Genomic DNA, 22,276 nt, shown 5'->3' with positions numbered 1-22,276 from the left:
CGAAAGCATCGTGCTGCGTGGCAACAGCTGGGAGCAGGAGCTGCGCGTGCGCGCCGGCAGCGGGCAGCGGGCGGACCGGATCGTCGTGCGCGGCAAGACGCCCGCGGGCGACTCGTCCGAAACCTTCACCGCCGCGAACGGGCAGGCCGAATGGAAGTCCGGCATGGACAGCGGCCGCGTACCCGACGACGGCCGCAGCCACTACGTGCCGGCGGGCGGCACGTGGGCGGCACCGCTCCTCACGGAGCTGTTGTACGCCGCGCGGGCCGTGAAGTGCCGCTGCTGCCGGCCGGCAGGGCGCGCATGAGGAAGCTCGCGGACATCGAGGTGGGCACCGGCGCAACCGCGAAGACGGTCACGTCCTGGGCCATCGAAGGCCTCAGCCTCGAACCGGGGCTCGTGCTGCTGGATGCGCAGGGGCGCTTCTTCGGCTGGGCCGGCACCATGGCGTTCCTGCCCGAGGCGTACGCGGGCGACCACCTGAAGCTGCAGAAGGCGCAGATCGAAGCGATGGCCGCGCAGGAGCCGGGCATCGCACGGCGCTTCCGGCAGCTGCCGGCCACCGCGGTGGCTTTCGCGCACGTGAAGATGTTCGACGCGGAAGGCACGCGCTTCCTCGACGACCAGACCGTCGTGGTGGAGGCCGGCAAGATCGTCGCCGCGGGGCCCGCCGCCTCGACGCCGGTGCCCGCGGGCGCACGCGTGATCGAGGAATTGACGCACATCAACTTCGTGCTGATGGAAGCGCTGCCCGGCAATGTCGTCAGCGTCTCCAACACGGTGGCCCCCTTCGAGGGGCCGGGCCGTTACGGCAAGGACGTGGACCTCGACAAGGAACCGATGGCGTCGTTCATCCGCGAGCTCGGCGCGAAGAAGGTCGTGGTGGACCCGACGCTGGTGGTCTACGAGGGCCTCTACACCAACCGGCGCGGCACCGTGCCGCCCGCGTTCGCGCCCTTCGAAGCGTCGCTTCCGCCGGCCACGCAGCGCGCCTTGAGGAACAATGCCGCGGCGCCGCCCTCGGGTGTGACCCTGGCCGACTACGAAGCGAGCTTCCGCAAGATGCTCGAGCTGACCCGGCGCCTGCACGAAGCCGGCGTGCCGCTCGTGGCAGGCACCGACGGTAGCGGCGCCGAGCTCGTGCGCGAGCTCGAGCTTTACGTGCAGGCGGGCCTCACGCCCGCGCAGGCGCTCAGGACGGCAACGCTGCATCCCGCGCAGCTCGTCGGCGCGGACAAGGCCACCGGCTCGATCGCCGTCGGCAAGCAGGCCGACCTCGTGCTCATCGCGGGCGATGCCTCGCGCGACGTCGGCGCGATGCGCCACACGAGGTGGGTCATGCAGGGTGGCGCGTTGATGAACGCCGATGAGCTGAGGCAGCTGGCGGGCTTCAACGGCCGGCCGAAATGAACCTTGCCGTACGCGCCTTGCGTTTTAGGGGGATAATGCGCGCGTGTCCCCCATGGGGCATTCGTGCGGTTGAATTCGGTTTCGGTTGTGGATGAGTGAATCTAGTTTGTGATTGCATCCGGGCTCCATCGCGTATCAAGCGTTTTTTCATGGAGTCCCACTTGGGCAACAAACTTTACGTCGGCAACCTGCCGTACACCTTCCGCGACAGCGACCTCGAGCAGGCTTTCAGCCGTTTTGGCGCCGTCAGCAGCGCCAAGGTCATGATGGACCGCGACAGCGGCCGTTCCAAGGGCTTCGGTTTCGTCGAGATGGGCAGTGCCGCCGAGGCGCAGTCCGCCATCTCCGGCATGGCCGGCCAGGAAGTCAACGGCCGCGCCCTCGTGGTCAACGAAGCCCGCCCGATGGAGCAGCGCCCGCGCACCGGTGGTGGCGGCGGCTACGGCGGCGGCGGCGGTGGTGGTTACGGCGGCGGCAACAGCGGCGGCGGCAACCGCCGTTATTGAGCCAAGCATTGGCCAAGGAAGAACTCATCGAAATGCGCGGCACGGTCGCGGAGATCCTGCCGGACTCCCGCTGCCGCGTCGTGCTGACCAACGGCCACGAGCTCGTGGCCTATACGGGCGGCAAGATGAAGAAGCACCGCATCCGCATCATCGCGGGTGACGACGTGACGCTCGAGCTGTCCCCGTACGACCTGACCAAGGGCCGCATCATGTTCCGGCACCTGCCGGAGCGGCGGCCCGGGCCGCCGGCGCATTCGCAGCACCGCAAGCCGGGCGGGCGCTAGGGAAAGTTCACCAGGGGCGCCCGCAAGGCGCCCCTAGTTCTTCCTGAGCGACCGGCCTGCGAGCACGCCGGGGACGTGCCGGCCGTCCTCGACCGCCACGCGCCCGTTGACGACCACCCACCGCACGCCCGTGGGCGGCAGGTCGGGTTGGGCGTAGGTCGCCCCGTCCGCGTAGGTGGCCGGGTCGAACACCACGATGTCGGCGAAGTTGCCTGTCTTCAGCAGGCCGCGCTCCTTCACGCCGAAGATTTCCGCCGTCCGCGCGCTTGCCATGTGCACCGCCTGCGGCAGCGTGAGCAGCTTCCTGCGCGTGACGTATTCGCCGATGCGGCGCGCGAAGGTCCCCGCGCGGCGCGGGTGGCCGGCGCCGCCGTCCGAACCGCCGACGACGAAGTCCTGCACCATGAAGGCGTCGAGGTCGCGGTCGCTCATGTTGTACGAGATGATCCCGGCGCCGCCGTCTTCGACGATGCGCATCGCGGCCTCGGCGGGTGCAACCCCCAGCTCTTTCGCGATCGCCTCCAGGTTCTTGCCGGCGTAGGCCGGGTTGCGCGGCCCGTTGATCGTCTGCGCGGCCGGGCCGTTGCGCTGCGCGAGGTTCTTGTCGATGTCGGCCGCGATGCGCTGGCGCGTCGCGGGGTCCTTCATGCGTTCGAGCAGCTTGTCGTTGCCGCCTTCGCGCGCCCAGCCCGGGAAGAGGCCGGGGATGATGTGCGTTGCAGACGCGGTGTAGGGGTACTGGCTGGCGGTTGCGTCGACTCCTTCCGCGCGTGCGGCCTTCATCAGGGCGATGACTTCCGCGCTCTTGCCCCAGACGTCCACGCCGAGCGCCTTGATGTGCGAGATGTGCACGGGGATCTTCGCTTCGCGCCCGATGCGCAGCACTTCCTGCACGGAGGGGATGAGGCCGACGCGGAAGTTGCCCTCGTCGCGGATGTGCGAGTCGTAGAGGCCGCCGCGCGCCGCCGCCACTTTGGACAGCTCGACGAGCTCCGCGGTCTCGGAGAACACGCCGGGCGTGTAGGTGAGCCCCGTCGAAAACCCGAACGCGCCCTCGCGCATGCCCTCGTCCACGAGTTGCTTCATCGCGTCGAGCTCGGCCGCTGTCGGCGCGCGGTTGGCGAAGCCGAGCACTCGGCTGCGCACGATGTTGTGCCCGAGGAGCATGGCGACGTTGGTTCCGACACCCATCGATTCGAGCCGCGCCAGCGTGGGCCCGATGCGGCCCAGCTCGTTGCCGTCGCTTTCCAGCACGATGCCGTCATTGCCGATGAACACCGTGGTGATGCCTTGCAGCAGGTAGGGCAGGTTGGCGTTGCCGCCGGCATTCACGAGGTCGCGGAAGGCATGCGTGTGCGGGTCGATGAAGCCCGGCGCGACGGCGAGCCCGCCGGCCTGCAGCACGCGCCGGCCCTCGTGGCCCTCGCGCGCGGCGTCGCCGATGAACGCGATGCGGTCCTGCTGGATGCCGATGTCGGCCGTGCGGCCGGGTGCGCCGCTGCCGTCGACGACCGTACCGCCGCGGATCAGCAGGTCGAATGTTGCGGCGTGTGCGGCCAGTGCGCAGCCGAACAGGGCCACACTGAGGACACGTGCGAATGACATGGTTCGGACCTCCGGGCGGAATGGTATCGGCTGCACGCCAAGCGCCCCCGACGGGGTCATGGACGCCTGATTATTTATACAGTAAATTCTGCCGTGAACTTCCAGGGGACCCGATGAAGAAAGAGCTGATCCAGCGCTTGCACAAGAGCTTCGAAGGGTGCGCACACGAGCAGGGCGGTGTTGAGTACTGGCTCGCCAGAGAGCTGCAAGTCCTCCTTGGCTACACGCAGTGGCGCAACTTCGAAGCAGTCATCGACAAGGCGAGGATCGCATGCGAGAAGGCGGGTCAGGCGACTGCCGATCATTTTGCTGACGTCAGCAAAATGATCGGGATTGCGAAAGGAGGCCAGCGTGAAATCGAGGACTTCGCGCTGACCCGATACGCGTGCTATTTGATCGCGCAGAACGGCGATCCGCGCAAGGACTCGATTGCTTTCGCGATGACGTACTTCGCCGTTCAGACGCGGCGACAGGAATTGATCGAGCTGCGACTCTCGGAGTGGGAGCGCCTGCAGGCCCGGGGCAAGCTTTCGCTATCCCAGAAGGAGCTCTCGGCAGTGCTGTTCGAACGCGGGATCGACAGCCAGGGGTTCTGCCGCATCTTGAGCAGGGGTGATGCCGCACTCTTCGGTGGCCTCACGACGCAGAACATGAAGGAGCGGCTCGCGGTTCCCGAGGGCCGGCCGCTGGCCGACTTTCTGCCCACGATCACGATCAAGGCCAAGGACTTCGCCAACGAGGTCACGAACACGCAGGTGAAGCAGAACGACCTGCGCGGAGAGCCGGACATCACGAAGGAACACGTCGAGAACAATCGCGACGTACGCAAGATCCTCACGAGTCGACGGATCGTTCCCGAGGAACTGCCGCCGGCAGAAGACGTCAAGAGGCTGGAGCGAAGGTTGAAGTCGGAGGAAAAGCGGTTGCCGAAGCAGGCGCCGCGGCTCGCGACGCGCCGTAGTCCGTAAGCCGCAAACGCGTCATGCGTCGCGTGCATTCGACGACAGCGACGCAAATTCTTCGTTGGTGAATCCTGCGCGCAGCCGCGCTTCCTCATTGAAGGGCGGATACAGCCGCGGCGCGTCGAACTTCGCGGCCACTACGCCGTAGTGCGCGACGGGGTCGTACCCCTCGCGCTCGCACAACCAGCGGTACCAGCGATTGCCGATGGCGACGTGCCCCACCTCGTCCCGCAGGATCACGTCGAGGATCTCCACCGCGCGCATCGCCGCGGGCGTGCCCACGTTGCGCAGCTTCTCCTGGATCTGCGGCGTGGCGTCGAGCCCGCGTGCTTCGAGCGTGCGCGGCACGAGCGCCATGCGCGCGACCACGTCGTCCTTCGTCTTCTCGCACATGGCCCACAGGCCGTCGTGCGCGTCGAAGTCACCGTAGTCGTATCCCAGTGTGCGCAGGTGGTCCTGCAGCAGCGTGAAGTGATACGCCTCCTCGGCCATCACGCGCACCCAGTCGAGATGGAACTCGCGCGGCATGCCGTCGAAGCGCCATGCGGCGTCGGCGGCGAGGTTGATCGCATTGAACTCGATGTGCGCGATGGCGTGCAGCAGCGCGGCCAGGCCCTCGGGCTTGAAGGGCGAACGTTTGGGTACGCGTGCGGCGTGCACCAGCGCCGGGCGCTGCGGACGGCCGGGGACGGGCAGCGTGGCGGCAGGCGCCGCCTGCGAGACAGGCAAGCTGGCCGCGGCGGTGCCCAGCTCGCGCGCGGCACGAACCTTTTCACCCGGATCGGCACTGCAGAGCACCTGCAGCGCCTGTTGCCTCAGCTCCATCCCTACAATTGTCTCCCATGGCAATCTACGAACTCGACGGCGTCGCACCGAAGATCGGTGAAGGCGTCTACATCGCCGATTCGGCGCAGGTCATCGGCACGGTGGAACTGGGCGACAACGTCAGCGTCTGGTTCGGCGCGATCCTTCGCGGCGACTCCGACTGGCTGCGCATCGGCAAGGGCAGCAACGTGCAGGACGGCGCGATCCTGCACGCCGACGCAGGCGTGCCGCTCACGCTCGGCGAGAACGTGAGCGTGGGCCACCAGGTGATGCTGCATGGCTGCACCATCGGCGACGGCTCGCTGATCGGCATCCAGGCCGTCGTGCTGAACAACGTGAAGATCGGCAGGAACTGCATCGTCGGCGCCGGCTCCATCGTCACCGAAGGCAAGGAGTTCCCGGACAACTCGCTGATCATCGGCGCGCCGGCAAAAGTGGTGCGCACGCTCGACGAGAAGGGCCATGCGATGCTGGCCGGCATCGCGAAGCATTACGTCGGCAACGGCCAGCGTTTCGCCAAGGGCCTGAAGAAAATTTCCTGATGGCCAACGAACTGCACAAGTTCCTGTTCGACGGCCTGCCGGTGCGCGGCATGATCGTGCGGCTGGACGACGCGTGGACCGAGATCCTCGCGCGGCGCCGCGCCAACGAGGACACGGGCGCGTGGCCGCCTCCGGTCGCCGAACTGCTCGGCGAGATGGCGGCGGCCGGCGCGCTGATGCAGTCCAACATCAAGTTCAACGGCGCGCTCGTGATGCAGATCTACGGCGACGGGCCGGTGAAGGTGGCGGTGGCCGAGGTGCAGCATGACCTCGCACTGCGCGTGACGGCCAAGGTGGTGGGTGACGTCGGCATCGACGCGCGGCTTGCCGACATGGTCAACACCGGCGGGGGCGGGCGCTGCGCGATCACGCTCGACCCGAAGGACAAGCGCCCGGGCCAGCAGGCCTACCAGGGCGTGGTGCCGCTGCGCGGCCCGCACGGCGAGAGCCTGGACAAGCTGTCCGACGTCCTGGAGCACTACATGCGGCAGTCGGAGCAGCTGGACACGAAGATGGTGCTGGCGGCCGATGCCACTGTCGCGGCCGGGATCCTGATCCAGCGCCTGCCGCACGAGGGCGGCGCCAACATCGAAGGCGCGGCGAAGGACGTCGACGAGGGCGAGATGAAGGAGCACTTCAACCGCATCGCGACACTCGCTTCGAGCATCACGCCGGCCGAGCTGCTGGAGCTGGACGTGGAGACGATCCTGCGGCGCCTGTTCTGGCAGGAAAAGATGCTGCGCTTCGAGCCGCAGACGCCGCGCTTCGCGTGCACGTGCAGCCGCGAGCGGGTGGCGAGCATGATCCGGGGGTTGGGGCGCGAAGAGGCCGAGAGCATCCTGTCCGAACGCGAGGCCATCGACGTGGGCTGCGACTTCTGCGGGCAGCACTACCGCTTCGACGCGGTGGATGCGGCCCGCATCTTCACCGCACCGGGGGACCAGCCCCCGGTGAGTTCAGCGGTCCAGTGATTTAGGAAGCGCTGGCGGCCTTCTTCGCCTTCTTCGCCTTCTTGGCCTTCTTCGGGGCGGCCTTCTTCTCCGCCTTGGCGGCGGGCTTCGCGCCCGAGGCGGCAGCGGCCGGGGTGGCGGGGGTGGCCGGCGTGGCCGGGGTGGCTTGCGCGAAGGCGCCACCGAACACGGCGGAGGCGGCAATGGCGATCAGAAGCTTTTTCATGACTGCGGGTTTCCTGGTGTCGTTGATGCGGCGCGCCAATGCGCCGCTCGATCCATAACGCGCCGTCCAGCCAAACGGAGGACAACGATTCGTGTCTAGTTGTTCTTGAGCAGGCCCGTGAACAGCCGGTGCTCGCACTCGGGGTCGCCGCACTTCTCGCAGGACCAGGTCCAGTTGCCTTGCGGCAGCTGCTCGCGCAGGCTCGCATCGATCGCGGCGAGCGCATTGGCGACACGTTGCTCGCCGCTGCCGTACACCACCCGGAAGGGCAGTCCGGCGTCCGCGAGCGCGTGCCGCACCTGCGCGTCGATGGGCTCGCGCACGTGCGGGCCGTCGCGCTGCATGCCGTCGGCCACCCACGGGATGTCCAGGCCCGTCACCAAGGTGACGTCGTAGCCGCGCTGGCGCTCCAGCGCGAAGCGGTAAAGGCTGCCGTCCTTGAACAGCATCGCGCTGTAGATCGCGACCATCACCGACGTGGTGTCGGCGATCACGACCTCGGCGCCGCTCGCGGCGGCGGCGTCCACGCGGCGCTCGTGCTCCTGCGCGATCGGCAACTGCTCCTCGGGCCGGGGCGTGCGGCCTTCGCGCGCGCACCATTCGCGCAGCACTTCGCCCACCACCTCCGCGCGCAGGCCGCGCGCCCGGTAATGCGCCGCGATCTCCTGCGACAGCTGCGTCTTGCCCGTGCTCTCGGCGCCGAGCAGTGCGATCTTCTTCATCTCGGCAGCTTCGCGCGCCACGCCGCGAAGCCCACGAAGCTCATGACGAGCAGGACGACGTACAGCCCCACCGTGGGGTAGAGGCCCTTGTACGCATAAAGCGCGATGCTCACGGTGTTGACCACGGCCCACAGCAGCCAGTTCTCGATGAACTTGCGCCCGAGCAGGAACTGCGCGACGACGGACAGGCCCGTGGTGAAGCCGTCCCACCACGGCACGTCGGTGTTGGTGTACGTCGCGAGGAACCAGCCGGTGGCGGGCCAGGCGACCGCACAGGCCAGCACCAGCAACGCAAGCCCGCGGCGCGAGAGCTTCGCCACGTGCAGCGCCGAGCCGTCGGCGCGGTGGCCGCGCAGCCACTGGTACCAGCCCCAGCACCCGACAGCCGCGTAGAAGACGTTCAGGCCCGCGTCGCCATAGAGCTTCGCATCGGCGAACACCTTGACGTACATCACCGAGCTGACGATGGCCAGCGGCCAGCCCCAGTGGATTTCCCTGACGTTGCAGAAGACCATGGCCAGCGCGATGGCCACCGCGGTGAGTTCGAACCAGTCCACGTTATTTGGCGATCTGCACGAGGATCTCGTTCGGCTTCACCATCCCGAGCTCGGTGCGCGCCCGCTCCTCGACCATTTCCAGCCCTTCCTGCAGGTCGCGCACCTCGGCGGCGAGCCGCTCGTTGGCCTGCTGCTGCGCCGAGTTCTTCGCCTTCTGCTCGTCCAGCTTCTGCTGCAGTTCCGCCACGTTGCCGACGCTGCCGCGCCCGAACCAGAGCTGCGCATGCAGCACCAGCAGCAGGAAGACGAGGACGGCAGCGACGGTGCGGCGGTTCAAACCCGGTTAGCGCAGGTTGTAGAAGGCCGCGCGGCCGGGGTACTGGGCGATGTCGCCGAGATCCTCTTCGATGCGCAGCAGCTGGTTGTACTTGGCCATGCGGTCGGAGCGCGAGAGCGAACCGGTCTTGATCTGGCCCGCGTTCGTACCCACGGCGATGTCGGAGATGGTGCTGTCCTCCGTTTCGCCGGAGCGGTGCGAGATCACGGCCGTGTAGTTGGCGCGCTTGGCCATCTCGATCGCGGCGAAGGTCTCGGTCAGCGTGCCGATCTGGTTGATCTTGATGAGGATCGAGTTGGCAATCTGCTTGTCGATGCCTTCCTTCAGGATCTTCGTGTTGGTGACGAAGAGGTCGTCGCCCACCAGCTGCACCTTGCGGCCCAGGCGCTCGGTCAGCAGCTTCCATCCGTCCCAGTCGCCCTCGGCCATGCCGTCCTCGATGCTGATGATCGGGTACTTGTCGACCCAGCTGGCCAGCACGCCGGCCCAGTCGGCGGAGTTGAGCTTCAGGCCTTCGGCCGTCACGTCGTACACCCCGTCCTTGTAGAACTCGCTCGACGCGCAGTCCAGGCCCAGCGCGATCTGCTCGCCGGGCTTGTAGCCGGCCTTCTCGATCGCGGCCAGGATCATCTGGATCGCGGCTTCGTGGTTCTCCACGTTCGGCGCGAAGCCGCCTTCGTCGCCCACCGCCACCGACATGTTCTTGTCGTGGATGATCTTCTTGAGCGCGTGGAACACCTCGGCGCCGTAGCGCATCGCCTCGCGGAAGCTCGGCGCGCCCACGGGGATGATCATCAGCTCCTGCAGGTCGAGGTTGTTGTTGGCGTGCGCGCCGCCGTTGACCACGTTCATCATCGGCACCGGCAGCATGCAGCCGTTCATGCCGCCGAAGTAGCGGTACAGGGGCAGGCCGGATTCTTCAGCAGCCGCGCGTGCGACGGCCATCGACACGGCCAGCATCGCGTTGGCGCCCAGGCGGCTCTTGTTCTCGGTGCCGTCCAGGTCGATCAGGGTCTTGTCCAGGAAGTTCTGCTCGCTGGCATCGAGGCCGAGGACGCTTTCGCTGATCTCGGTGTTGATGTGCTCGACGGCCTTCAGCACGCCTTTGCCGAGGTAGCGCTTGGGGTCGCCGTCGCGCAGCTCGATGGCTTCACGCGAGCCGGTGGACGCACCGGAGGGCACGGCGGCGCGGCCCATGGTGCCGGACTCCAGCAGCACGTCGCATTCCACGGTGGGGTTGCCGCGCGAGTCGAGGATCTCGCGGCCGACGATGTCAACGATTGCACTCATTTCAAGTTTTCTCTGTAGTCAAGGAATCAGACGGGCGCGGCGACACCTTCCACCAGCACCATGTTGAAGTAATCCGTTGCGCCGGCGCGCAACTTGCGGATCTTCGTGTATTGCTCGCCGTCGTAAAAGCTCTTTGCGGTTTCGTAACTCGGAAACCTGAGCACGGCCACGCGGTGCGGCTGCCAGTCGCCTTCCAGCGTTTCGCTCCTGCCGCCGCGAACGAGGTATTCGCCGCCGGCCGCCTTGACGGCCGCAGGCGCCTCGGCCATGTACTTCCTGTACTGCTCCATGTCCTTGATGTTCATCTCGACGATCAGGTAGCCGGGTGCAGCCATGGCGGTGACCTTTCAGTTGTTGAAGCTGTTCTCGAGGTAGCCGTTCTTCTTGGTGACGCGGTCCAGCGCCTGCAGCGTCTCCAGCAAGGCCTTCATGTGCTTCAGCGGCACGGCGTTCGGGCCGTCGGACAGCGCCTTCGCCGGATCGGGGTGCGTCTCCATGAACAGGCCCGCAATGCCGACGGCCACAGCCGCGCGCGACAGCACCGGCACCATCTCGCGCATGCCGCCCGAGCTGGTGCCTTGCCCGCCGGGCAGCTGCACCGAGTGCGTGGCGTCGAAGACCACCGGGGCGCCGGTCTCGCGCATGATCGCGAGCGAGCGCATGTCGGAGACGAGGTTGTTGTAGCCGAAGCTCGCGCCGCGCTCGCAGGCCATGAAGGCGTCTTCCTCCAGCCCCTTCTCACGCGCCGCGGCGCGTGCCTTGTCGATGACGTTCTTCATCTCGTGCGGCGCGAGGAACTGGCCCTTCTTGATGTTCACCGGCTTGCCCGATTGCGCGACGGCGCGGATGAAATCGGTCTGGCGGCACAGGAACGCGGGCGTCTGCAGCACGTCCACGACCTTCGCCACGTCGGGCACTTCGGCCTCGGTGTGCACGTCGGTGATGATGGGAACGTTCAGTTCCTTCTTCACCTTCGCGAGGATCTCCAGGCCTTTTTCCATGCCCGGCCCGCGAAAGCTGCTTCCGGACGTGCGGTTGGCCTTGTCGTAGCTGCTCTTGAAGATGTAGTTGATGCCGAGCGAGGAGGTGATCTCCTTCAGCTGCCCCGCCACGTCCATCTGCAGCTGCTCGCTCTCCACCACGCAGGGGCCGGCGATCAGGAAGAAGGGCTTGTCCAGCCCCGCGTCGAACCCGCAGAGCTTCATGCCACCGCCTTGAGCGTCTTGCCCGACCCGCCCGCGCGGACCTTCTGGTGCTCGCAAGCCGCCTTGATGAACGAGTTGAACAGCGGGTGGCCGTCCCACGGCGTGGACTTGAACTCGGGGTGGAACTGCACGCCCATGAACCACGGGTGCACGTCCTGCGGCAGCTCCACGATCTCGGTGAGGTGCTCGCGCTGCGTCAGCGCGGAGATCACCAGGCCCGCATTGCGCAGGCGGTCGAGGTAGTGCACGTTGGCTTCGTAGCGGTGGCGGTGGCGCTCGGTGACCACGTCGCCGTAGATCTTGTGCGCGAGCGTGCCGCGCGCCACGTCGGAGCTCTGCGCGCCAAGCCGCATGGTGCCGCCGAGGTCGGAGCTCTCGGTGCGCGTCTGGATGCTGCCGTCCTTGTCCTGCCACTCGGTGATGAGCGCGATGACCGGGTGCGGCGCGTGCGGGTCGAACTCGGTGCTGTTCGCGCCCTCGAGGCCGGCGACGTCGCGCGCGTACTCGATCGTCGCGACCTGCATGCCCAGGCAGATGCCGAGGTAAGGCACCTTCTGCTCGCGCGCGAAGCGGGCCGCGGCGATCTTGCCCTCGATCCCGCGCTTGCCGAAGCCGCCGGGCACCAGCACCGCGTCGTACTTGCCAAGCTGCGCCACCGTGTCGTGCGTGATGGTTTCGGAATCGACGTACTCGATCTGCACGCGCACGTGGTTCTTCAGGCCCGCGTGGCGCAGCGCCTCGTTGAGCGACTTGTAGCTGTCCGACAGGTCCACGTACTTGCCGACCATGGCGATGGTGACCTCGCCCTTCGGGTGCTCCACCTCGTACACCAGGTCGTCCCAGCGGCGCAGGTTGGCCGGCGGCGTGTTCAGGCGCAGCTTGTCGCAGATGAGGCCGTCGAGCCCCTGCTCGTGCAGCAGGCGCGGCACCTTGTAGATGGTGTCCACGTCCCACATGCTGATCACGCCCCAGCGCGGCACGTTGGTGAACAGGCTGATCTTCTCGGCCTCGTCGTCGGGCACGCGGCGGTCGGCGCGGCACAGCAGCGCGTCGGGCTGGATACCGATCTCGCGCAGCTTCTGCACGGTGTGCTGCGTCGGCTTGGTCTTGAGCTCGCCGGCCGCGGCGATCCACGGCACGTAGGTGAGGTGCACGAAAGCCGAATTGTTGGAGCCCATCTTCAGGCTCATCTGGCGCACCGCTTCGAGGAAGGGCAGGGATTCGATGTCGCCCACCGTGCCGCCGATCTCCACGATGGCGACGTCCGCCTCGTTCTGCGTGCCGATGCCGGCGCCGCGGCGGATGTAGTCCTGGATTTCGTTGGTGATGTGCGGGATGACCTGCACGGTCTTGCCGAGGTAGTCCCCCCGGCGTTCCTTCTCCAGCACGCTCTTGTAGATCTGGCCCGTGGTGAAGTTGTTGGCCTTGCGCATCCGCGTGGTGACGAAGCGCTCGTAGTGGCCCAGGTCCAGGTCGGTCTCGGCGCCGTCGTCGGTCACGAACACTTCGCCATGCTGGAACGGCGACATCGTGCCGGGGTCGACGTTGATGTACGGGTCGAGCTTGATGAGGGTGACTTTGAGGCCCCGCGACTCCAGGATCGCTGCGAGGGAGGCTGAGGCGATCCCCTTGCCCAGGGAACTCACCACACCGCCGGTGACGAAGACGAATTTGGTCATGTCAGGTGGGAAGGGTGCTTCCCGTTCGGTGGTAAAGCGGAATTATACGGGGCTAGTAACATCCCGGCCCATGGAAGACCTTTCGGGCAAGCACATCCTTCTTGGTTTGACGGGCGGCATCGCGTGCTACAAGGCCGCGGAGCTGTGCCGCGGCTTCGTGAAGGAAGGCGCGACCGTGCAGGTCGTCATGACCGAAGCGGCGGAGCAGTTCATCACCGCCGTCACGATGCAGGCGCTCTCGAACCGGCCCGTGTACACCTCGCAGTGGGACGCGCGCGAGCCGAACAACATGCCGCACATCAACCTCTCGCGCGAGGCCGATGCGATCGTGCTGGCGCCGTGCAGCGCGGACTTCATGGCCAGGCTGGTGCAGGGGCGGGCGGACGAACTGCTCTCGCTGATGTGCCTGGCCCGGCCCATCGACAAGGTGCCGCTGCTCGTGGCGCCGGCGATGAACCGTGAAATGTGGGCGCATCCGGCGACGCAGCGCAACATGCGGCAGCTGGCGGAAGACGGTGCGCACATCCTCGGCGTGGGCAGCGGGTTCCAGGCCTGCGGCGAGACCGGGGACGGGCGCATGCTGGAGCCGGCGGAGTTGCTGGAAGACATCGTCGCGTTCTTCCAGCCGAAGGTGCTGAAGGGCAAGCGCGTGCTGGTGACCGCGGGCCCGACCTTCGAGGCGCTGGACCCGATCCGCGGCATCACCAATCATTCGTCGGGGAAGATGGGGTTTGCGATCGCTCGCGCGGCGCGCGAAGCGGGCGCTGATGTGACAGTCGTGGCCGGCCCTGTACACTTGCAGACGCCGCGCGGCGTGACCCGCGTCGACGTGAAGTCGGCGCGCCAGATGCTCGATGCCACGCTCGCGGGCACCGCCAACGCCGATGTGTTCATCGCCACTGCGGCCGTGGCGGACTGGCGCCCTGCCACCGAGTCCGACCAGAAGATCAAGAAGGACGGCTCCGGTGTCGCGCCCACGCTGTCCTTCACCGAGAACCCGGACATCCTTGCCACCGTCGCGAAAAGTGACCGCGCGAAAACCGGCCGGCTGTTCTGCGTGGGCTTCGCGGCCGAAAGCCACGACCTCGAGAACAACGCCCAGGCCAAGCGCGCGCGCAAGGGCATCCCGCTTCTGGTGGGCAATATCGGCCCCACCACCTTCGGCAAGGACGACAACGAGATGATCCTGGTCGATGCGAACGGCGTGCAGGCCCTGCCCCGCGCATCCAAAATCTCGCTCGCGCGCCAGCTCGTGCGCGAGATCGCGAAACGAAACCCATGAAACTCGATGTGAAGATCCTCGATCCGCGCATGGCGGATCAGTTGCCCCACTACGCCACGCCCGGCAGCGCCGGCCTCGACCTGCGCGCGTGCATCGACGAGCCGCTGGTGCTCGCGCCCAATGCGTGGAAGCTCGTGCCCACCGGCATCGCCATCTGGCTGAAGGACCCCGGTTATGCGGCGCTCATCCTCCCGCGCTCGGGCCTGGGCCACAAGCACGGCATCGTGCTGGGCAACCTGGTGGGGCTGATCGACAGCGACTACCAGGGCCAGCTGATGGTGAGCGCGTGGAACCGCAGCGACGTGGCATTCACGCTGCAGCCGATGGAGCGGCTCGCGCAACTGGTGATCGTCCCGGTGGTGCAGGCCGAGCTCAACGTTGTCACCGACTTCCCGCCCACCGAGCGCGGTGCAGGCGGTTACGGTTCGACGGGCAAGGGCTGAGTAGCCGCTTTCCTACAGAAACTGCCGAAGAAGGCTGGAACGTACGCCAGCAGCAGGGACTTTCAATGTCGTCACAAGGCGCGCCCGCTGGGGGCCGCCGCGTACCCCATTGAAGGAGAAAATCCATGCGTTCCATGCGTCTCACCGCCTCGGCCCTCGCCGTCACGATGCTCGCTTCCGTCGTCGGCTGCGCCACCAACACGCCGATGTACGGCTCCAACTATCCCGCGACGACCGTCACGACGGCGCCGGTCTATTCCACGACCGCCGCTCTCGAATACGGCCGCGTGTCGAACATCGAATACATGCCCGTGGGCACGAGCGCCCCGATCTCGGGCAACAACAACATCATCGGCGCGGTGATCGGCGGCCTGGCGGGTGCGGCCCTGGGCAGCACGATCGGCGGCGGCAGCGGCCGTACCGCGGCGACGGTGCTGGGTGGCGTGGCGGGCGCGGCGGTGGGCAGCCACATCGCGCGCAACCAGGCCGGCGTGACCACGGCGCCCGGCTACCGCGTGACGGTGCAGACGGACAGCGGCGCGATGCGCATCTACGAAGTCGGCTCGACCGGTGACCTGCGCGTCGGCGACCGCGTGCGCGTGGAAAACAACGTGATCTATCGCGGGTAAACGCGCTTCATCACACCTTGAAGAAGCCGGCCCCGGCACTGCCGCGGCCGGTTTCTTCTTCCGTGGCCTCCCGCACGCCTTCCACCTTGAGGTGCAGGCGCAGCGCCATCCCTGCGAGCGGGTGGTTGCCATCGAGCACCACGTGCTCGGGATAGATTTCCGTGACCGTGTAGATGGCGTCCTTGGGCGCGTCCGCGCTGGTCGCGCCGGGCGGCAGGCCCTCGTAGGTCATGCCTTCCAGCAGCTCCTTGGGGAAGATGCCGCGCGGCTCCAGGTACACGAGCTGCTCGTCGTAGTCGCCGAAAGCGTCCTCGGGCTCCAGGTGCAGGTCGACGCGGTCGCCCACCGTGTGGCCCTGCAGCGCCTCCTCGATCTTGGCGAGCAGGTCGTCGCCGCCGACCAGGAATTCGACAGGGTCCTCCAGCACGTCCAGCACTTCGCCCAGCGTGTCCTTGAGGGTCCAGGTGAGGGCGACGACGCAGTTCGAAGTGATGTCCATGGGAGAATTCTCTCAGGTATGTTGGCCCCCACGCTCCCCGCTTCGCGAGGTTCGCTGCCCCCCGAGGGGGCTTCATCCGCCTTGGGGCGGCCCGGCGGCGGATGATGAACGTCGATTCACCGCTGCCCCTGCTCGGCGGGCTCACGCCCGCGCAGTTCATGCAACGCCACTGGCAGCGCAAGCCGCTGCTCGTGCGCGGCGCGATCCCGGGTTTTCGCTCGCCGGTCCCAAGGGCTCGGCTGTTCGAGCTGGCGGCGTCGGACGAAGTCGAGTCGCGCGTCGTTGCGCAGGACGACGGCCGCTGGCAGGTCAGGCGCGGGCCGCACGCGCGGCTGCCCGCCGTGAAGCGACCCGACTGGACGCTCCTGGTCCAGGGCGCCGACCTGCACGAGCCCGCTGCGCACGAGGTGCTGCAGCGCTTCCGCTTCGTGCCCGAGGCGCGGCTGGACGACGTGATGATCAGCTGGGCCAGCGACGGCGGCGGCGTGGGGCCGCACTTCGACAGCTACGACGTGTTCCTGCTGCAGGCCGACGGCCGGCGGCGCTGGCGCTATGGGCGGCAGCGCGACCTTGCGTTGCGGGACGACCTGCCGCTGAAGATCCTCGCGAACTTCGAGCCCGAGCACGACGAGGTGCTGGAGCCCGGCGACATGCTCTACCTGCCGCCGCGCTATGCCCACGACGGCATTGCCGAGGGCGAGTGCCAGACGTGGTCCATCGGCTTTCGCGCCCCCGCGCGCAGCGAGCTGGCGCGCGAGCTGCTGCAGCGGCTCGCGGACGATGAGGAAGAGCAGGGTGCCGGGCTGTACCGCGATGCCGGCCAGGCTGCCACCGCCAACCCGGGGGCGATCCCCGAAGGCTTGCAAGGCTTCGCCCGCGAAGCCGTCGCACGTGCGGTGCGCGACCCTTCATCTCTGGACCGCGCCCTCGGCGAGTACCTCACGGAGCCCAAGGCCCACGTCTGGTTCGAGGCGCGCCGCGCACCTCGCAAGCTGCGCGCCGTGGCACTCGATGCCCGAACCCGAATGATGTACGACGCGCGCCACGTCTTCGTCAACGGCGAGAGCTGGCGCGCGTCCGGGCGCGACGCCGCCCTGATGCGCAAGCTGGCCGACAGGCGTACGCTTGAGGCTGGTGAACTGGCCCGCGCGAGCGATGGCGCGCTCGAGTTGCTGCGCTCGTGGTGCGAGGCCGGGTGGCTGCACGAGAACGGAGACGCATCGTGAACGAAGAACAGGCCCCGCCGACCGAACTGCCCTCCCGCCGCTTCGCGGGCCGCGTGGACTTCCAGCAGCTCGTGCGCGACGCCTTCGCCGCGGCCGCGCGCGAGGGCTGGCGCGAGATCATCCTCAGTGACGCGTACTTCGCCGACTGGCCCCTCGGCGAGCGGGCCATTGCCGAGTCGCTCAACGCATGGGCCGGCAGCGGCCGCCGGTTCACCATCCTCGCGAAGAAGTACGACGAAGTGGTCCGCCGGCACGCACGCTTCGTCACCTGGCGCAAGACGTGGAGCCACATCATCGAGGCGCGTGCCGTGCCCGCCGCCGAGCCGCTGGAACTGCCGAGCGCGATCTGGACGCCGGCGTGGGTGATGGAGCGGCGGGACCTCGAGGACTGCGCGGGCTTCTGCGGCAGCGAGCCGCAGCGGCGGCTGGAGCTGCACCAGGCGCTGAAGGAGTGGCTGCTCAAGAGCACACCTTCGTTCCCGTCGAGCACGAGCGGGCTTTAAGCGAACAGCCTACGGCAGCCCGTTTCTTTGCGGGCTATAATCTTTGGCTGAGCATGAAGAGCTCGAGTCCTTCGTGCCCAGTCATTGCGGCAATACGCTAAGTCTTGGCGCATCGACGATTTCCGGAAATTGTTTTAACACTACCCCCGATCAAAGGAAACCTGAAATGAAGAAATCGCTCGTTCTGGCGACGCTGATTGCTGCTGCTGCCCTGGCTGCCTGCGGCAAGAAGGAAGAGCCGGCGCCCGCTCCGGCTCCGGCCCCCGCCGCTGCCCCCGCGCCGGCGCCCGCTCCCGCGCCGGCCGCTGCCCCCGCCGCTGACGCCGCTTCCGGCGCTGCTGCTGCCGCTTCCGGCGCCGCGATGGCTGCCTCCGGCGCGGCCGCCGCTGCGTCCGGCGCCGCTTCGGGCACGAAGTAAATCGGGTTCCGCACGAAAAGCCGCCCCCTTCTGGGGGCGGTTTTTCTTTTTGTGATGCACAGGCCGCCTTCGGGCGGCTTTGTCGTTCAGGCGTCCAGCCAGTCGCTGCCGGTGGATTGGTTCGCGACGTGGAGGTCGCCCGCGCCGCACGAGAGCGCCGCGGCCAGCGCTTCGCGCGCCAGCTCGGGCTTGTTGTTCTGCTCGGACAGGTGCGCGGCCACGACGATGCCGAAGGGCTTCACCGATTGCGCAATGGCTGCCGCGGCGCTGTTGGCGAGGTGGCCGTAGGCACCCCCGACACGCCGCTTGAGGAAGGGCGGGTAGGGGCCGGCGGCGAGCATCGCCTCGTCGTGGTTGCACTCGAGCAGCAGCGACCGGCAGCCGGCCATCATCTGCAGCACGTGGGCCGATGCATGGCCGAGGTCGGTGAGCACGCCCAGCCGCGTGGCGCCGTCGGAGCAGCAAAGCTGCAGCGGCTCGCGCGCGTCGTGCGGCACCGTGAACGGGTCCACGCGCATCGGGCCCAGCTCGATCGGCGTGTTGTCGCGCGCGATGCGCAGCAGGCCTTCGAGCTCGGGCTCGCCGATGGCCATGTAGGTGCCCTCGCTCATGTGGAGCGGGATGCGCTCGCGCAGCGCCACCTGCACGGCGCAGCCGATGTGGTCGCCGTGCTCGTGCGTGATGAAGATGGCGTCGAGCTGCTCCGCGAGCATGCCGGCGCGGCCCAGCCGCTTGTCCAGCTCGCGGATGCCGAGGCCGCAGTCGATCAGCAGGTGTACAACTTGCGCGCCGCCCCGCACCTGCACGACGGTGGCGTTGCCCGAGCTGCCGCTGCCCAGGCTCTTGAATCGGATCACCGCACGCCCGTCACTTCAAGTCGTCGGCGATCACCTGGACGATGCGCTGGGCATTGGCCGATTTCTCCGGCGCGCCCTTCTCGTCGAGCACGGACACGGTGGTCTTCTCGCCCTCGGTCTTCAGCGCGATGCGGTACTTCACCGGCGGGTTGCCCTTGTCGGAGCTGCCGAAGCTGAAGAGGCGCGCGAGGAAGCCCTTGCCTTCCTTCTTGTCCGCGCTCGGCTCGACGTAGCGCACGAAGTACGTGCCCTGCGCACGGTCGCGGTCTTCCACCGTGAAGCCGGTGCGGTCCAGCGCCAGGCCGACGCGGCGCCAGGCGCGGTCGAAGGCCTCGTCGATGACGACGACCGGCTGGTTGTTGACGCTGTCGATGCGGGACGTCGGCTTGGACGCGCCCGACGCGGTGAGCGCGCGCGCCTGCTCTTGCGGCGCGCCGAGCTTGACCATCATGCGGCGCAGGAATTCGGCTTCCAGCTCGGGGTCCACCGGGCGGGGCTGCCACACCGTCTGGTCCTTGGACGAGCTGCTGTAGACCTCGATCATCCCGCGGTGGCTGATGAAGATCTCCGTACCGCCGGTGGCGGTGCGCTCCAGGCGCGTGCGGAACCTGTCGCGCTCGGCCGTGGAGTACACGGCGTCGATGGCCTTGCCCAGCGTGTTGCGGATGAAGTCCTGCGGGATCTTGGCGCGGTTCTCGGCCCAGTCCGTCTCCATGATGCCCAGGGCGGGCTGGTCCTGCGTGAGCAGGAAACCGCTTTCCTGCCAGAACTCGCGGATGGGGCCCCACAGCTGGTCGGCCGGGCGGTTGACCACCAGCCAGCGCTGCGTGCCCGCGCGCTCCACGCGCACGTCGCCCAGGGCCGTCGCGGCCGTCGGCAAGCCGGCAGCCACGGTGCCGACGCTGTAGCTGCTGGCGGTGACCACGCCGCCGGGCACCTGGTAGCGCGTGTCGCGCGACAGCTGCGTGAGGTCCGGCGGCACTTCGAGCGGCACGCCCTTGCCGGCGCTGCGGTAGTCGATCTTGTCGCCTTCCATCCATGCACAGCCTGCGAGCGACAGGGCGAGGGCGAGCACGCCCAACTTTGCGATTTGCTTCACTTGCATCCTCTTTGGATTCTCTTCAGAGCAGGCCCGAGGCGCGCAGCGCCCCTTCGACCACGGCTTCGTTCGCCTTGGAAAGCGGGGTCATCGGCAGGCGCAGCGTGCCGCCGATCAGGCCCATGCGCGCCATCGCCCACTTCACGGGGATGGGGTTGGCTTCGCAGAACAGGTGCTTGTGCACGGGCATCAGCTTGCGCTGGATTTCCATCGCCCGCTTCGCGTCACCCGCGACGGCCGCCACGCACAGCTCGTGCATCTGGCGCGGGGCGACGTTGGCCGTCACGCTCACATTGCCCTGGCCGCCGCACAGCATCAGCGCGACGGCCGTGGGGTCGTCGCCCGAGTAGACGGCAAAGCCCTTGGGCACGTCGCGAACCAGCCATTGCGCGCGGGCGATGTCGCCCGTGGCTTCCTTGATGCCGACGATGCCGGGCACTTCGGCAAGCCGCAGCACCGTCTCGTGCTGCATGTCGGCCACCGTGCGGCCGGGCACGTTGTAGAGGATGCTGGGCAGGTCCACCGCCTCGGCGATGGCCTTGAAGTGCTCGTACTGGCCCTGCTGCGTGGGCTTGTTGTAGTAGGGCACCACCTGCAGCTGGCAGTCGGCGCCGACCTGCTTGGCGTAGCGGGCGAGGGCGATCGCCTCCTTGGTGGAGTTGGCGCCGCATCCGGCCATGATCGGCACGCGGCCGGCGGCCTGCTCCACGCTCACGCGGATGATCTCCTGGTGCTCCTCGACGTCCACCGTGGGCGACTCGCCCGTGGTGCCGACGACGCCGATGCAGTCGGTGCCCTCGGCGATGTGCCAGTCGATCAGCTTGCGCAGGGCCGGGTAGTCGACGCTGCCGTCTGCGAGCATCGGCGTGACGAGCGCGACGATGCTGCCGGTAATGGGTTTCATCCCCGAATTCTAGCTAGAGCGTGTAACGGGCCGGTTCGGCCTGCTTTATGGGATGGACGGCGGCGATGCGCTGGACGAAGCGGGGCGGGCTGTCGAGGAAGCCGTGCTCGTAGGCGACGACCCTCAGCTTCGCGCAGGCGGACAGAAGTTCTCCGTCCTGCAGCAGGAAGTCCGGGCGCGAAGGCTTGCCCACGGTTTCGTTGCCCACGGCGAAGGTCTCGTAGAGCAGCACGCCGCCGGGCGCGACGCTGGCGACGATGGACGGCATGAGCGGGCGCCACAGGTAGTTGGTGACCACCACGCCCGCGAACTGGCGGCCGGCGAAAGGCCACGGGCCGTTCTCGATGTCGGCTTCCAGGGCTTCGCCCAGTTCGCGCACGGCTGCGACCGCTTCGGGCGAACGGTCCACGCCGACCACGGGATGGCCGTGGTCCTTGAAGAAGCGCATGTGGCGCCCGAAGCCGCAGGCGACGTCGAGCACCTCGCCACCCTTGGGCACGAGGTGGGCCCAGCGGGCGATCCAGGGTGAACGGGCTTCGGCGCCGTGCATCAGCGCGGTCTCACTTCCTGCTTCAGCGCCGCGAGCGCCATGTCTTCGACCATTCCGGGCGCGACGAGCTTGAGGAAGCGGCCCACCTTGCCCTTCGAGGTCATCACGACCTCGCGCTTGCGGGCATTCATGCCTTCCCGGATCAGCCGCGCGCATTCCTCCACCGGCATCGCATCGTCTTCCTTCAGGCCGCTCGAACCCGCCGGCTCGCCCCGGGCGTTGTAGCCGCGGTGGCGCAGCTGCGTCTTCACCACGCCGACGAACACGGTCGTGACGCTGACGCCTGCGCCCTTCAGCTCGGCGCGCAGCGCTTCGAAGAAGCCAGTCATCGCGAACTTGGTCGCACTGTAGGCGGTGCGGCCCGGCACGCCGACCAGGCCGGCCAGCGAGCTGATCGCCACGATTCGCCCGCGGCTTGCCTTCAGGTGCGGCAAGGCTGCATGGGTGCACCAGACCGCGCCCCAGTGGTTCACGCGCATGAGGTCTTCGTACCAGTGCAGGTCGTCGGCCTTCACTTCCTCGAAGAGGGCCTGGGCCGACATGCCTGCGTTGTTGACCAGTGCGTCGATGCGGCCGAACACCGCCACCGCCTGCGCGACCAGGTCCCGGCACTGCGCCTCGATGCCGACGTCCATCGAGACCTCCAGCACCTGCGCGCCCTGGCCGCGGCATTGCCCGCCGACGGCCGCAAGCTTCTCCGCGCTGCGGCCCGCGAGCACCAGCGCCGCATCGGCCTTGTGCTGCGCCGCCAGCTGGCGCGCCAGCTCCGCGCCGATCCCGTCGGAAGCCCCGGTGATCACGATGACGTTCATGCGTAAACTTTAAG

General features: G+C 67.9%; 28 protein-coding genes and 1 pseudogene. 13 read left to right on the top strand and 16 right to left on the bottom strand.

Going from position 1 to position 22,276, the window contains the following annotated elements; all coding sequences use genetic code 11:
- Window positions 1–10: 10 nt before the first annotated feature.
- From H8R02_RS18080 to infA, 4 genes and pseudogenes are all read left to right on the top strand, one after another.
- Window positions 11–307 carry a hypothetical protein gene (locus H8R02_RS18080; protein ID WP_187082857.1) on the top strand — a complete coding sequence of 99 codons (297 nt, stop codon included), beginning with the start codon at window positions 11–13 and terminating at the stop codon, window positions 305–307.
- Entirely contained in the window at window positions 304–1,410 is a 1,107-nt protein-coding gene (locus H8R02_RS18075; RefSeq protein ID WP_187082856.1) for an amidohydrolase family protein, read from the top strand. The genes H8R02_RS18080 and H8R02_RS18075 overlap by 4 nt, the downstream gene beginning before the upstream one ends.
- Before the next feature lie 161 nt (window positions 1,411–1,571).
- A pseudogene (gene rbp / locus H8R02_RS18070) lies at window positions 1,572–1,901 on the top strand (RNA-binding regulator); the annotation flags it as partial.
- A gap of 23 nt (window positions 1,902–1,924) precedes the next feature.
- The gene (gene infA / locus H8R02_RS18065) at window positions 1,925–2,200 is read left to right on the top strand and encodes a translation initiation factor IF-1 (RefSeq protein WP_187082854.1); all 276 of its coding nucleotides are present in this window, start codon (window positions 1,925–1,927) and stop codon (window positions 2,198–2,200) included.
- Between the two features lie 33 nt (window positions 2,201–2,233).
- On the opposite strand, the gene H8R02_RS18060 is transcribed toward infA, so the two are convergent.
- Complete coding sequence (locus tag H8R02_RS18060) at window positions 2,234–3,805, bottom strand: N-acyl-D-amino-acid deacylase family protein (protein WP_187082853.1); 1,572 nt, start codon at window positions 3,803–3,805, stop codon at window positions 2,234–2,236.
- A gap of 113 nt (window positions 3,806–3,918) precedes the next feature.
- On the opposite strand from H8R02_RS18060, the gene dinD reads away from it, so the two are divergent.
- Window positions 3,919–4,773, top strand: a complete 855-nt coding sequence (gene dinD, locus H8R02_RS18055) for a DNA damage-inducible protein D (protein WP_187082852.1) — start codon at window positions 3,919–3,921, stop codon at window positions 4,771–4,773.
- Window positions 4,774–4,785: 12 nt separating this feature from the next.
- Here the strand turns inward: dinD and H8R02_RS18050 are convergent, their stop codons facing one another.
- On the bottom strand, window positions 4,786–5,592 hold the full coding sequence (locus H8R02_RS18050; RefSeq protein ID WP_187082851.1) for a ferritin-like domain-containing protein: 807 nt from the start codon (window positions 5,590–5,592) through the stop codon (window positions 4,786–4,788).
- Window positions 5,593–5,609: 17 nt separating this feature from the next.
- On the opposite strand from H8R02_RS18050, the gene H8R02_RS18045 reads away from it, so the two are divergent.
- Both H8R02_RS18045 and hslO read left to right on the top strand, forming a co-directional pair.
- The gene (locus H8R02_RS18045; RefSeq protein ID WP_187082850.1) at window positions 5,610–6,134 is read left to right on the top strand and encodes a gamma carbonic anhydrase family protein; all 525 of its coding nucleotides are present in this window, start codon (window positions 5,610–5,612) and stop codon (window positions 6,132–6,134) included.
- Window positions 6,134–7,105 (top strand): Hsp33 family molecular chaperone HslO, encoded by a 972-nt coding sequence (hslO, locus tag H8R02_RS18040; protein ID WP_187082849.1) that lies wholly within the window; start codon window positions 6,134–6,136, stop codon window positions 7,103–7,105. Before H8R02_RS18045 ends, hslO begins: the two co-directional genes overlap by 1 nt.
- Window position 7,106: 1 nt before the next feature.
- Here the strand turns inward: hslO and H8R02_RS18035 are convergent, their stop codons facing one another.
- The 8 genes from H8R02_RS18035 to pyrG form a co-directional block, all read right to left on the bottom strand.
- The gene (locus tag H8R02_RS18035) at window positions 7,107–7,310 is read right to left on the bottom strand and encodes a signal peptidase (protein WP_187082848.1); all 204 of its coding nucleotides are present in this window, start codon (window positions 7,308–7,310) and stop codon (window positions 7,107–7,109) included.
- A gap of 95 nt (window positions 7,311–7,405) precedes the next feature.
- Entirely contained in the window at window positions 7,406–8,032 is a 627-nt protein-coding gene (locus H8R02_RS18030; RefSeq protein WP_187082847.1) for an AAA family ATPase, read from the bottom strand.
- Window positions 8,029–8,589, bottom strand: a complete 561-nt coding sequence (gene pnuC / locus H8R02_RS18025) for a nicotinamide riboside transporter PnuC (protein WP_354004943.1) — start codon at window positions 8,587–8,589, stop codon at window positions 8,029–8,031. The genes H8R02_RS18030 and pnuC overlap by 4 nt, the downstream gene beginning before the upstream one ends.
- Before the next feature lies 1 nt (window position 8,590).
- Entirely contained in the window at window positions 8,591–8,866 is a 276-nt protein-coding gene (locus H8R02_RS18020; RefSeq protein ID WP_187082846.1) for a septum formation initiator family protein, read from the bottom strand.
- A gap of 6 nt (window positions 8,867–8,872) precedes the next feature.
- Entirely contained in the window at window positions 8,873–10,156 is a 1,284-nt protein-coding gene (eno, locus tag H8R02_RS18015; protein WP_187082845.1) for a phosphopyruvate hydratase, read from the bottom strand.
- A 26-nt stretch (window positions 10,157–10,182) separates the two neighbouring features.
- On the bottom strand, window positions 10,183–10,491 hold the full coding sequence (locus tag H8R02_RS18010) for a DUF1330 domain-containing protein (RefSeq protein ID WP_187082844.1): 309 nt from the start codon (window positions 10,489–10,491) through the stop codon (window positions 10,183–10,185).
- 12 nt (window positions 10,492–10,503) lie between these two features.
- Complete coding sequence (gene kdsA, locus H8R02_RS18005; protein ID WP_187082843.1) at window positions 10,504–11,361, bottom strand: 3-deoxy-8-phosphooctulonate synthase; 858 nt, start codon at window positions 11,359–11,361, stop codon at window positions 10,504–10,506.
- On the bottom strand, window positions 11,358–13,040 hold the full coding sequence (gene pyrG, locus H8R02_RS18000; RefSeq protein ID WP_187082842.1) for a CTP synthase: 1,683 nt from the start codon (window positions 13,038–13,040) through the stop codon (window positions 11,358–11,360). Before pyrG ends, kdsA begins: the two co-directional genes overlap by 4 nt.
- 70 nt (window positions 13,041–13,110) lie before the next feature.
- On the opposite strand from pyrG, the gene coaBC reads away from it, so the two are divergent.
- The 3 genes from coaBC (at window position 13,111) to H8R02_RS17985 (ending at window position 15,394) form a co-directional block, all read left to right on the top strand.
- On the top strand, window positions 13,111–14,322 hold the full coding sequence (gene coaBC / locus H8R02_RS17995; RefSeq protein ID WP_187082841.1) for a bifunctional phosphopantothenoylcysteine decarboxylase/phosphopantothenate--cysteine ligase CoaBC: 1,212 nt from the start codon (window positions 13,111–13,113) through the stop codon (window positions 14,320–14,322).
- Window positions 14,319–14,765: a dUTP diphosphatase gene (dut, locus tag H8R02_RS17990; protein ID WP_187082840.1), complete on the top strand. Its 447-nt coding sequence runs from the start codon at window positions 14,319–14,321 to the stop codon at window positions 14,763–14,765. The genes coaBC and dut overlap by 4 nt, the downstream gene beginning before the upstream one ends.
- A 125-nt stretch (window positions 14,766–14,890) precedes the next feature.
- Window positions 14,891–15,394 (top strand): outer membrane lipoprotein, encoded by a 504-nt coding sequence (locus H8R02_RS17985; RefSeq protein WP_187082839.1) that lies wholly within the window; start codon window positions 14,891–14,893, stop codon window positions 15,392–15,394.
- Window positions 15,395–15,404: 10 nt separating this feature from the next.
- Here H8R02_RS17985 and H8R02_RS17980 read toward each other — a convergent pair whose 3' ends face one another.
- Window positions 15,405–15,893 (bottom strand): FKBP-type peptidyl-prolyl cis-trans isomerase, encoded by a 489-nt coding sequence (locus tag H8R02_RS17980; RefSeq protein WP_187082838.1) that lies wholly within the window; start codon window positions 15,891–15,893, stop codon window positions 15,405–15,407.
- Between the two features lie 104 nt (window positions 15,894–15,997).
- Here H8R02_RS17980 and H8R02_RS17975 point away from each other — a divergent pair, with 104 nt between their 5' ends.
- From H8R02_RS17975 to H8R02_RS17965, 3 genes are all read left to right on the top strand, one after another.
- The gene (locus H8R02_RS17975) at window positions 15,998–17,119 is read left to right on the top strand and encodes a JmjC domain-containing protein (protein ID WP_187082837.1); all 1,122 of its coding nucleotides are present in this window, start codon (window positions 15,998–16,000) and stop codon (window positions 17,117–17,119) included.
- Entirely contained in the window at window positions 17,116–17,622 is a 507-nt protein-coding gene (locus H8R02_RS17970) for a hypothetical protein (RefSeq protein WP_354004942.1), read from the top strand. Before H8R02_RS17975 ends, H8R02_RS17970 begins: the two co-directional genes overlap by 4 nt.
- A gap of 166 nt (window positions 17,623–17,788) precedes the next feature.
- Window positions 17,789–18,040: a hypothetical protein gene (locus tag H8R02_RS17965; RefSeq protein WP_187082836.1), complete on the top strand. Its 252-nt coding sequence runs from the start codon at window positions 17,789–17,791 to the stop codon at window positions 18,038–18,040.
- 86 nt (window positions 18,041–18,126) lie between these two features.
- On the opposite strand, the gene H8R02_RS17960 is transcribed toward H8R02_RS17965, so the two are convergent.
- Genes H8R02_RS17960 through H8R02_RS17940 form a run of 5 tightly spaced genes read right to left on the bottom strand, consistent with a single transcriptional unit; the run spans window position 18,127 to window position 22,262 of the window.
- On the bottom strand, window positions 18,127–18,897 hold the full coding sequence (locus H8R02_RS17960) for an MBL fold metallo-hydrolase (RefSeq protein WP_187082835.1): 771 nt from the start codon (window positions 18,895–18,897) through the stop codon (window positions 18,127–18,129).
- A 10-nt stretch (window positions 18,898–18,907) separates the two neighbouring features.
- Entirely contained in the window at window positions 18,908–20,002 is a 1,095-nt protein-coding gene (bamC, locus tag H8R02_RS17955; RefSeq protein ID WP_187082834.1) for an NlpB/DapX family lipoprotein, read from the bottom strand.
- 16 nt (window positions 20,003–20,018) lie between these two features.
- On the bottom strand, window positions 20,019–20,900 hold the full coding sequence (gene dapA, locus H8R02_RS17950; RefSeq protein ID WP_187082833.1) for a 4-hydroxy-tetrahydrodipicolinate synthase: 882 nt from the start codon (window positions 20,898–20,900) through the stop codon (window positions 20,019–20,021).
- A gap of 13 nt (window positions 20,901–20,913) precedes the next feature.
- The gene (locus tag H8R02_RS17945; protein WP_187082832.1) at window positions 20,914–21,450 is read right to left on the bottom strand and encodes a class I SAM-dependent methyltransferase; all 537 of its coding nucleotides are present in this window, start codon (window positions 21,448–21,450) and stop codon (window positions 20,914–20,916) included.
- Window positions 21,450–22,262, bottom strand: coding sequence for an SDR family oxidoreductase (locus H8R02_RS17940; RefSeq protein ID WP_187082831.1), 813 nt, complete (start codon window positions 22,260–22,262; stop codon window positions 21,450–21,452). Before H8R02_RS17940 ends, H8R02_RS17945 begins: the two co-directional genes overlap by 1 nt.
- Window positions 22,263–22,276: the final 14 nt, after the last annotated feature.

Origin of the sequence: Ramlibacter albus (assembly GCF_014297445.1) — a bacterium.
GTDB lineage: Bacteria > Pseudomonadota > Gammaproteobacteria > Burkholderiales > Burkholderiaceae_C > Ramlibacter > Ramlibacter albus.
The sequence above is the reverse complement of the archived record's forward strand: the minus strand, read 5'-3'. Positions and strand labels throughout refer to the sequence as shown.

Bases quoted from the DNA above. Each gene is read 5' to 3' on its own strand.
- H8R02_RS17940 (WP_187082831.1), bottom strand. From the start codon at position 22,262: ATGAACGTCATCGTGATCACCGGGGCTTCCGACGGGATCGGCGCGGAG.
- H8R02_RS18010 (WP_187082844.1), bottom strand. From the start codon at position 10,491: ATGGCTGCACCCGGCTACCTGATCGTCGAGATGAACATCAAGGACATG.
- H8R02_RS18035 (WP_187082848.1), bottom strand. From the start codon at position 7,310: ATGAAAAAGCTTCTGATCGCCATTGCCGCCTCCGCCGTGTTCGGTGGC.
- hslO (WP_187082849.1), top strand. From the start codon at position 6,134: ATGGCCAACGAACTGCACAAGTTCCTGTTCGACGGCCTGCCGGTGCGC.
- H8R02_RS18050 (WP_187082851.1), bottom strand. From the start codon at position 5,592: ATGGAGCTGAGGCAACAGGCGCTGCAGGTGCTCTGCAGTGCCGATCCG.
- H8R02_RS17965 (WP_187082836.1), top strand. From the start codon at position 17,789: ATGAAGAAATCGCTCGTTCTGGCGACGCTGATTGCTGCTGCTGCCCTG.
- H8R02_RS18030 (WP_187082847.1), bottom strand. From the start codon at position 8,032: ATGAAGAAGATCGCACTGCTCGGCGCCGAGAGCACGGGCAAGACGCAG.
- H8R02_RS17985 (WP_187082839.1), top strand. From the start codon at position 14,891: ATGCGTTCCATGCGTCTCACCGCCTCGGCCCTCGCCGTCACGATGCTC.
- kdsA (WP_187082843.1), bottom strand. From the start codon at position 11,361: ATGAAGCTCTGCGGGTTCGACGCGGGGCTGGACAAGCCCTTCTTCCTG.
- H8R02_RS18060 (WP_187082853.1), bottom strand. From the start codon at position 3,805: ATGTCATTCGCACGTGTCCTCAGTGTGGCCCTGTTCGGCTGCGCACTG.
- H8R02_RS18045 (WP_187082850.1), top strand. From the start codon at position 5,610: ATGGCAATCTACGAACTCGACGGCGTCGCACCGAAGATCGGTGAAGGC.
- coaBC (WP_187082841.1), top strand. From the start codon at position 13,111: ATGGAAGACCTTTCGGGCAAGCACATCCTTCTTGGTTTGACGGGCGGC.
- H8R02_RS17945 (WP_187082832.1), bottom strand. From the start codon at position 21,450: ATGCACGGCGCCGAAGCCCGTTCACCCTGGATCGCCCGCTGGGCCCAC.
- H8R02_RS17975 (WP_187082837.1), top strand. From the start codon at position 15,998: ATGAACGTCGATTCACCGCTGCCCCTGCTCGGCGGGCTCACGCCCGCG.
- dut (WP_187082840.1), top strand. From the start codon at position 14,319: ATGAAACTCGATGTGAAGATCCTCGATCCGCGCATGGCGGATCAGTTG.
- H8R02_RS17980 (WP_187082838.1), bottom strand. From the start codon at position 15,893: ATGGACATCACTTCGAACTGCGTCGTCGCCCTCACCTGGACCCTCAAG.
- dinD (WP_187082852.1), top strand. From the start codon at position 3,919: ATGAAGAAAGAGCTGATCCAGCGCTTGCACAAGAGCTTCGAAGGGTGC.
- bamC (WP_187082834.1), bottom strand. From the start codon at position 20,002: ATGCAAGTGAAGCAAATCGCAAAGTTGGGCGTGCTCGCCCTCGCCCTG.
- H8R02_RS18075 (WP_187082856.1), top strand. From the start codon at position 304: ATGAGGAAGCTCGCGGACATCGAGGTGGGCACCGGCGCAACCGCGAAG.
- pyrG (WP_187082842.1), bottom strand. From the start codon at position 13,040: ATGACCAAATTCGTCTTCGTCACCGGCGGTGTGGTGAGTTCCCTGGGC.
- dapA (WP_187082833.1), bottom strand. From the start codon at position 20,900: ATGAAACCCATTACCGGCAGCATCGTCGCGCTCGTCACGCCGATGCTC.
- eno (WP_187082845.1), bottom strand. From the start codon at position 10,156: ATGAGTGCAATCGTTGACATCGTCGGCCGCGAGATCCTCGACTCGCGC.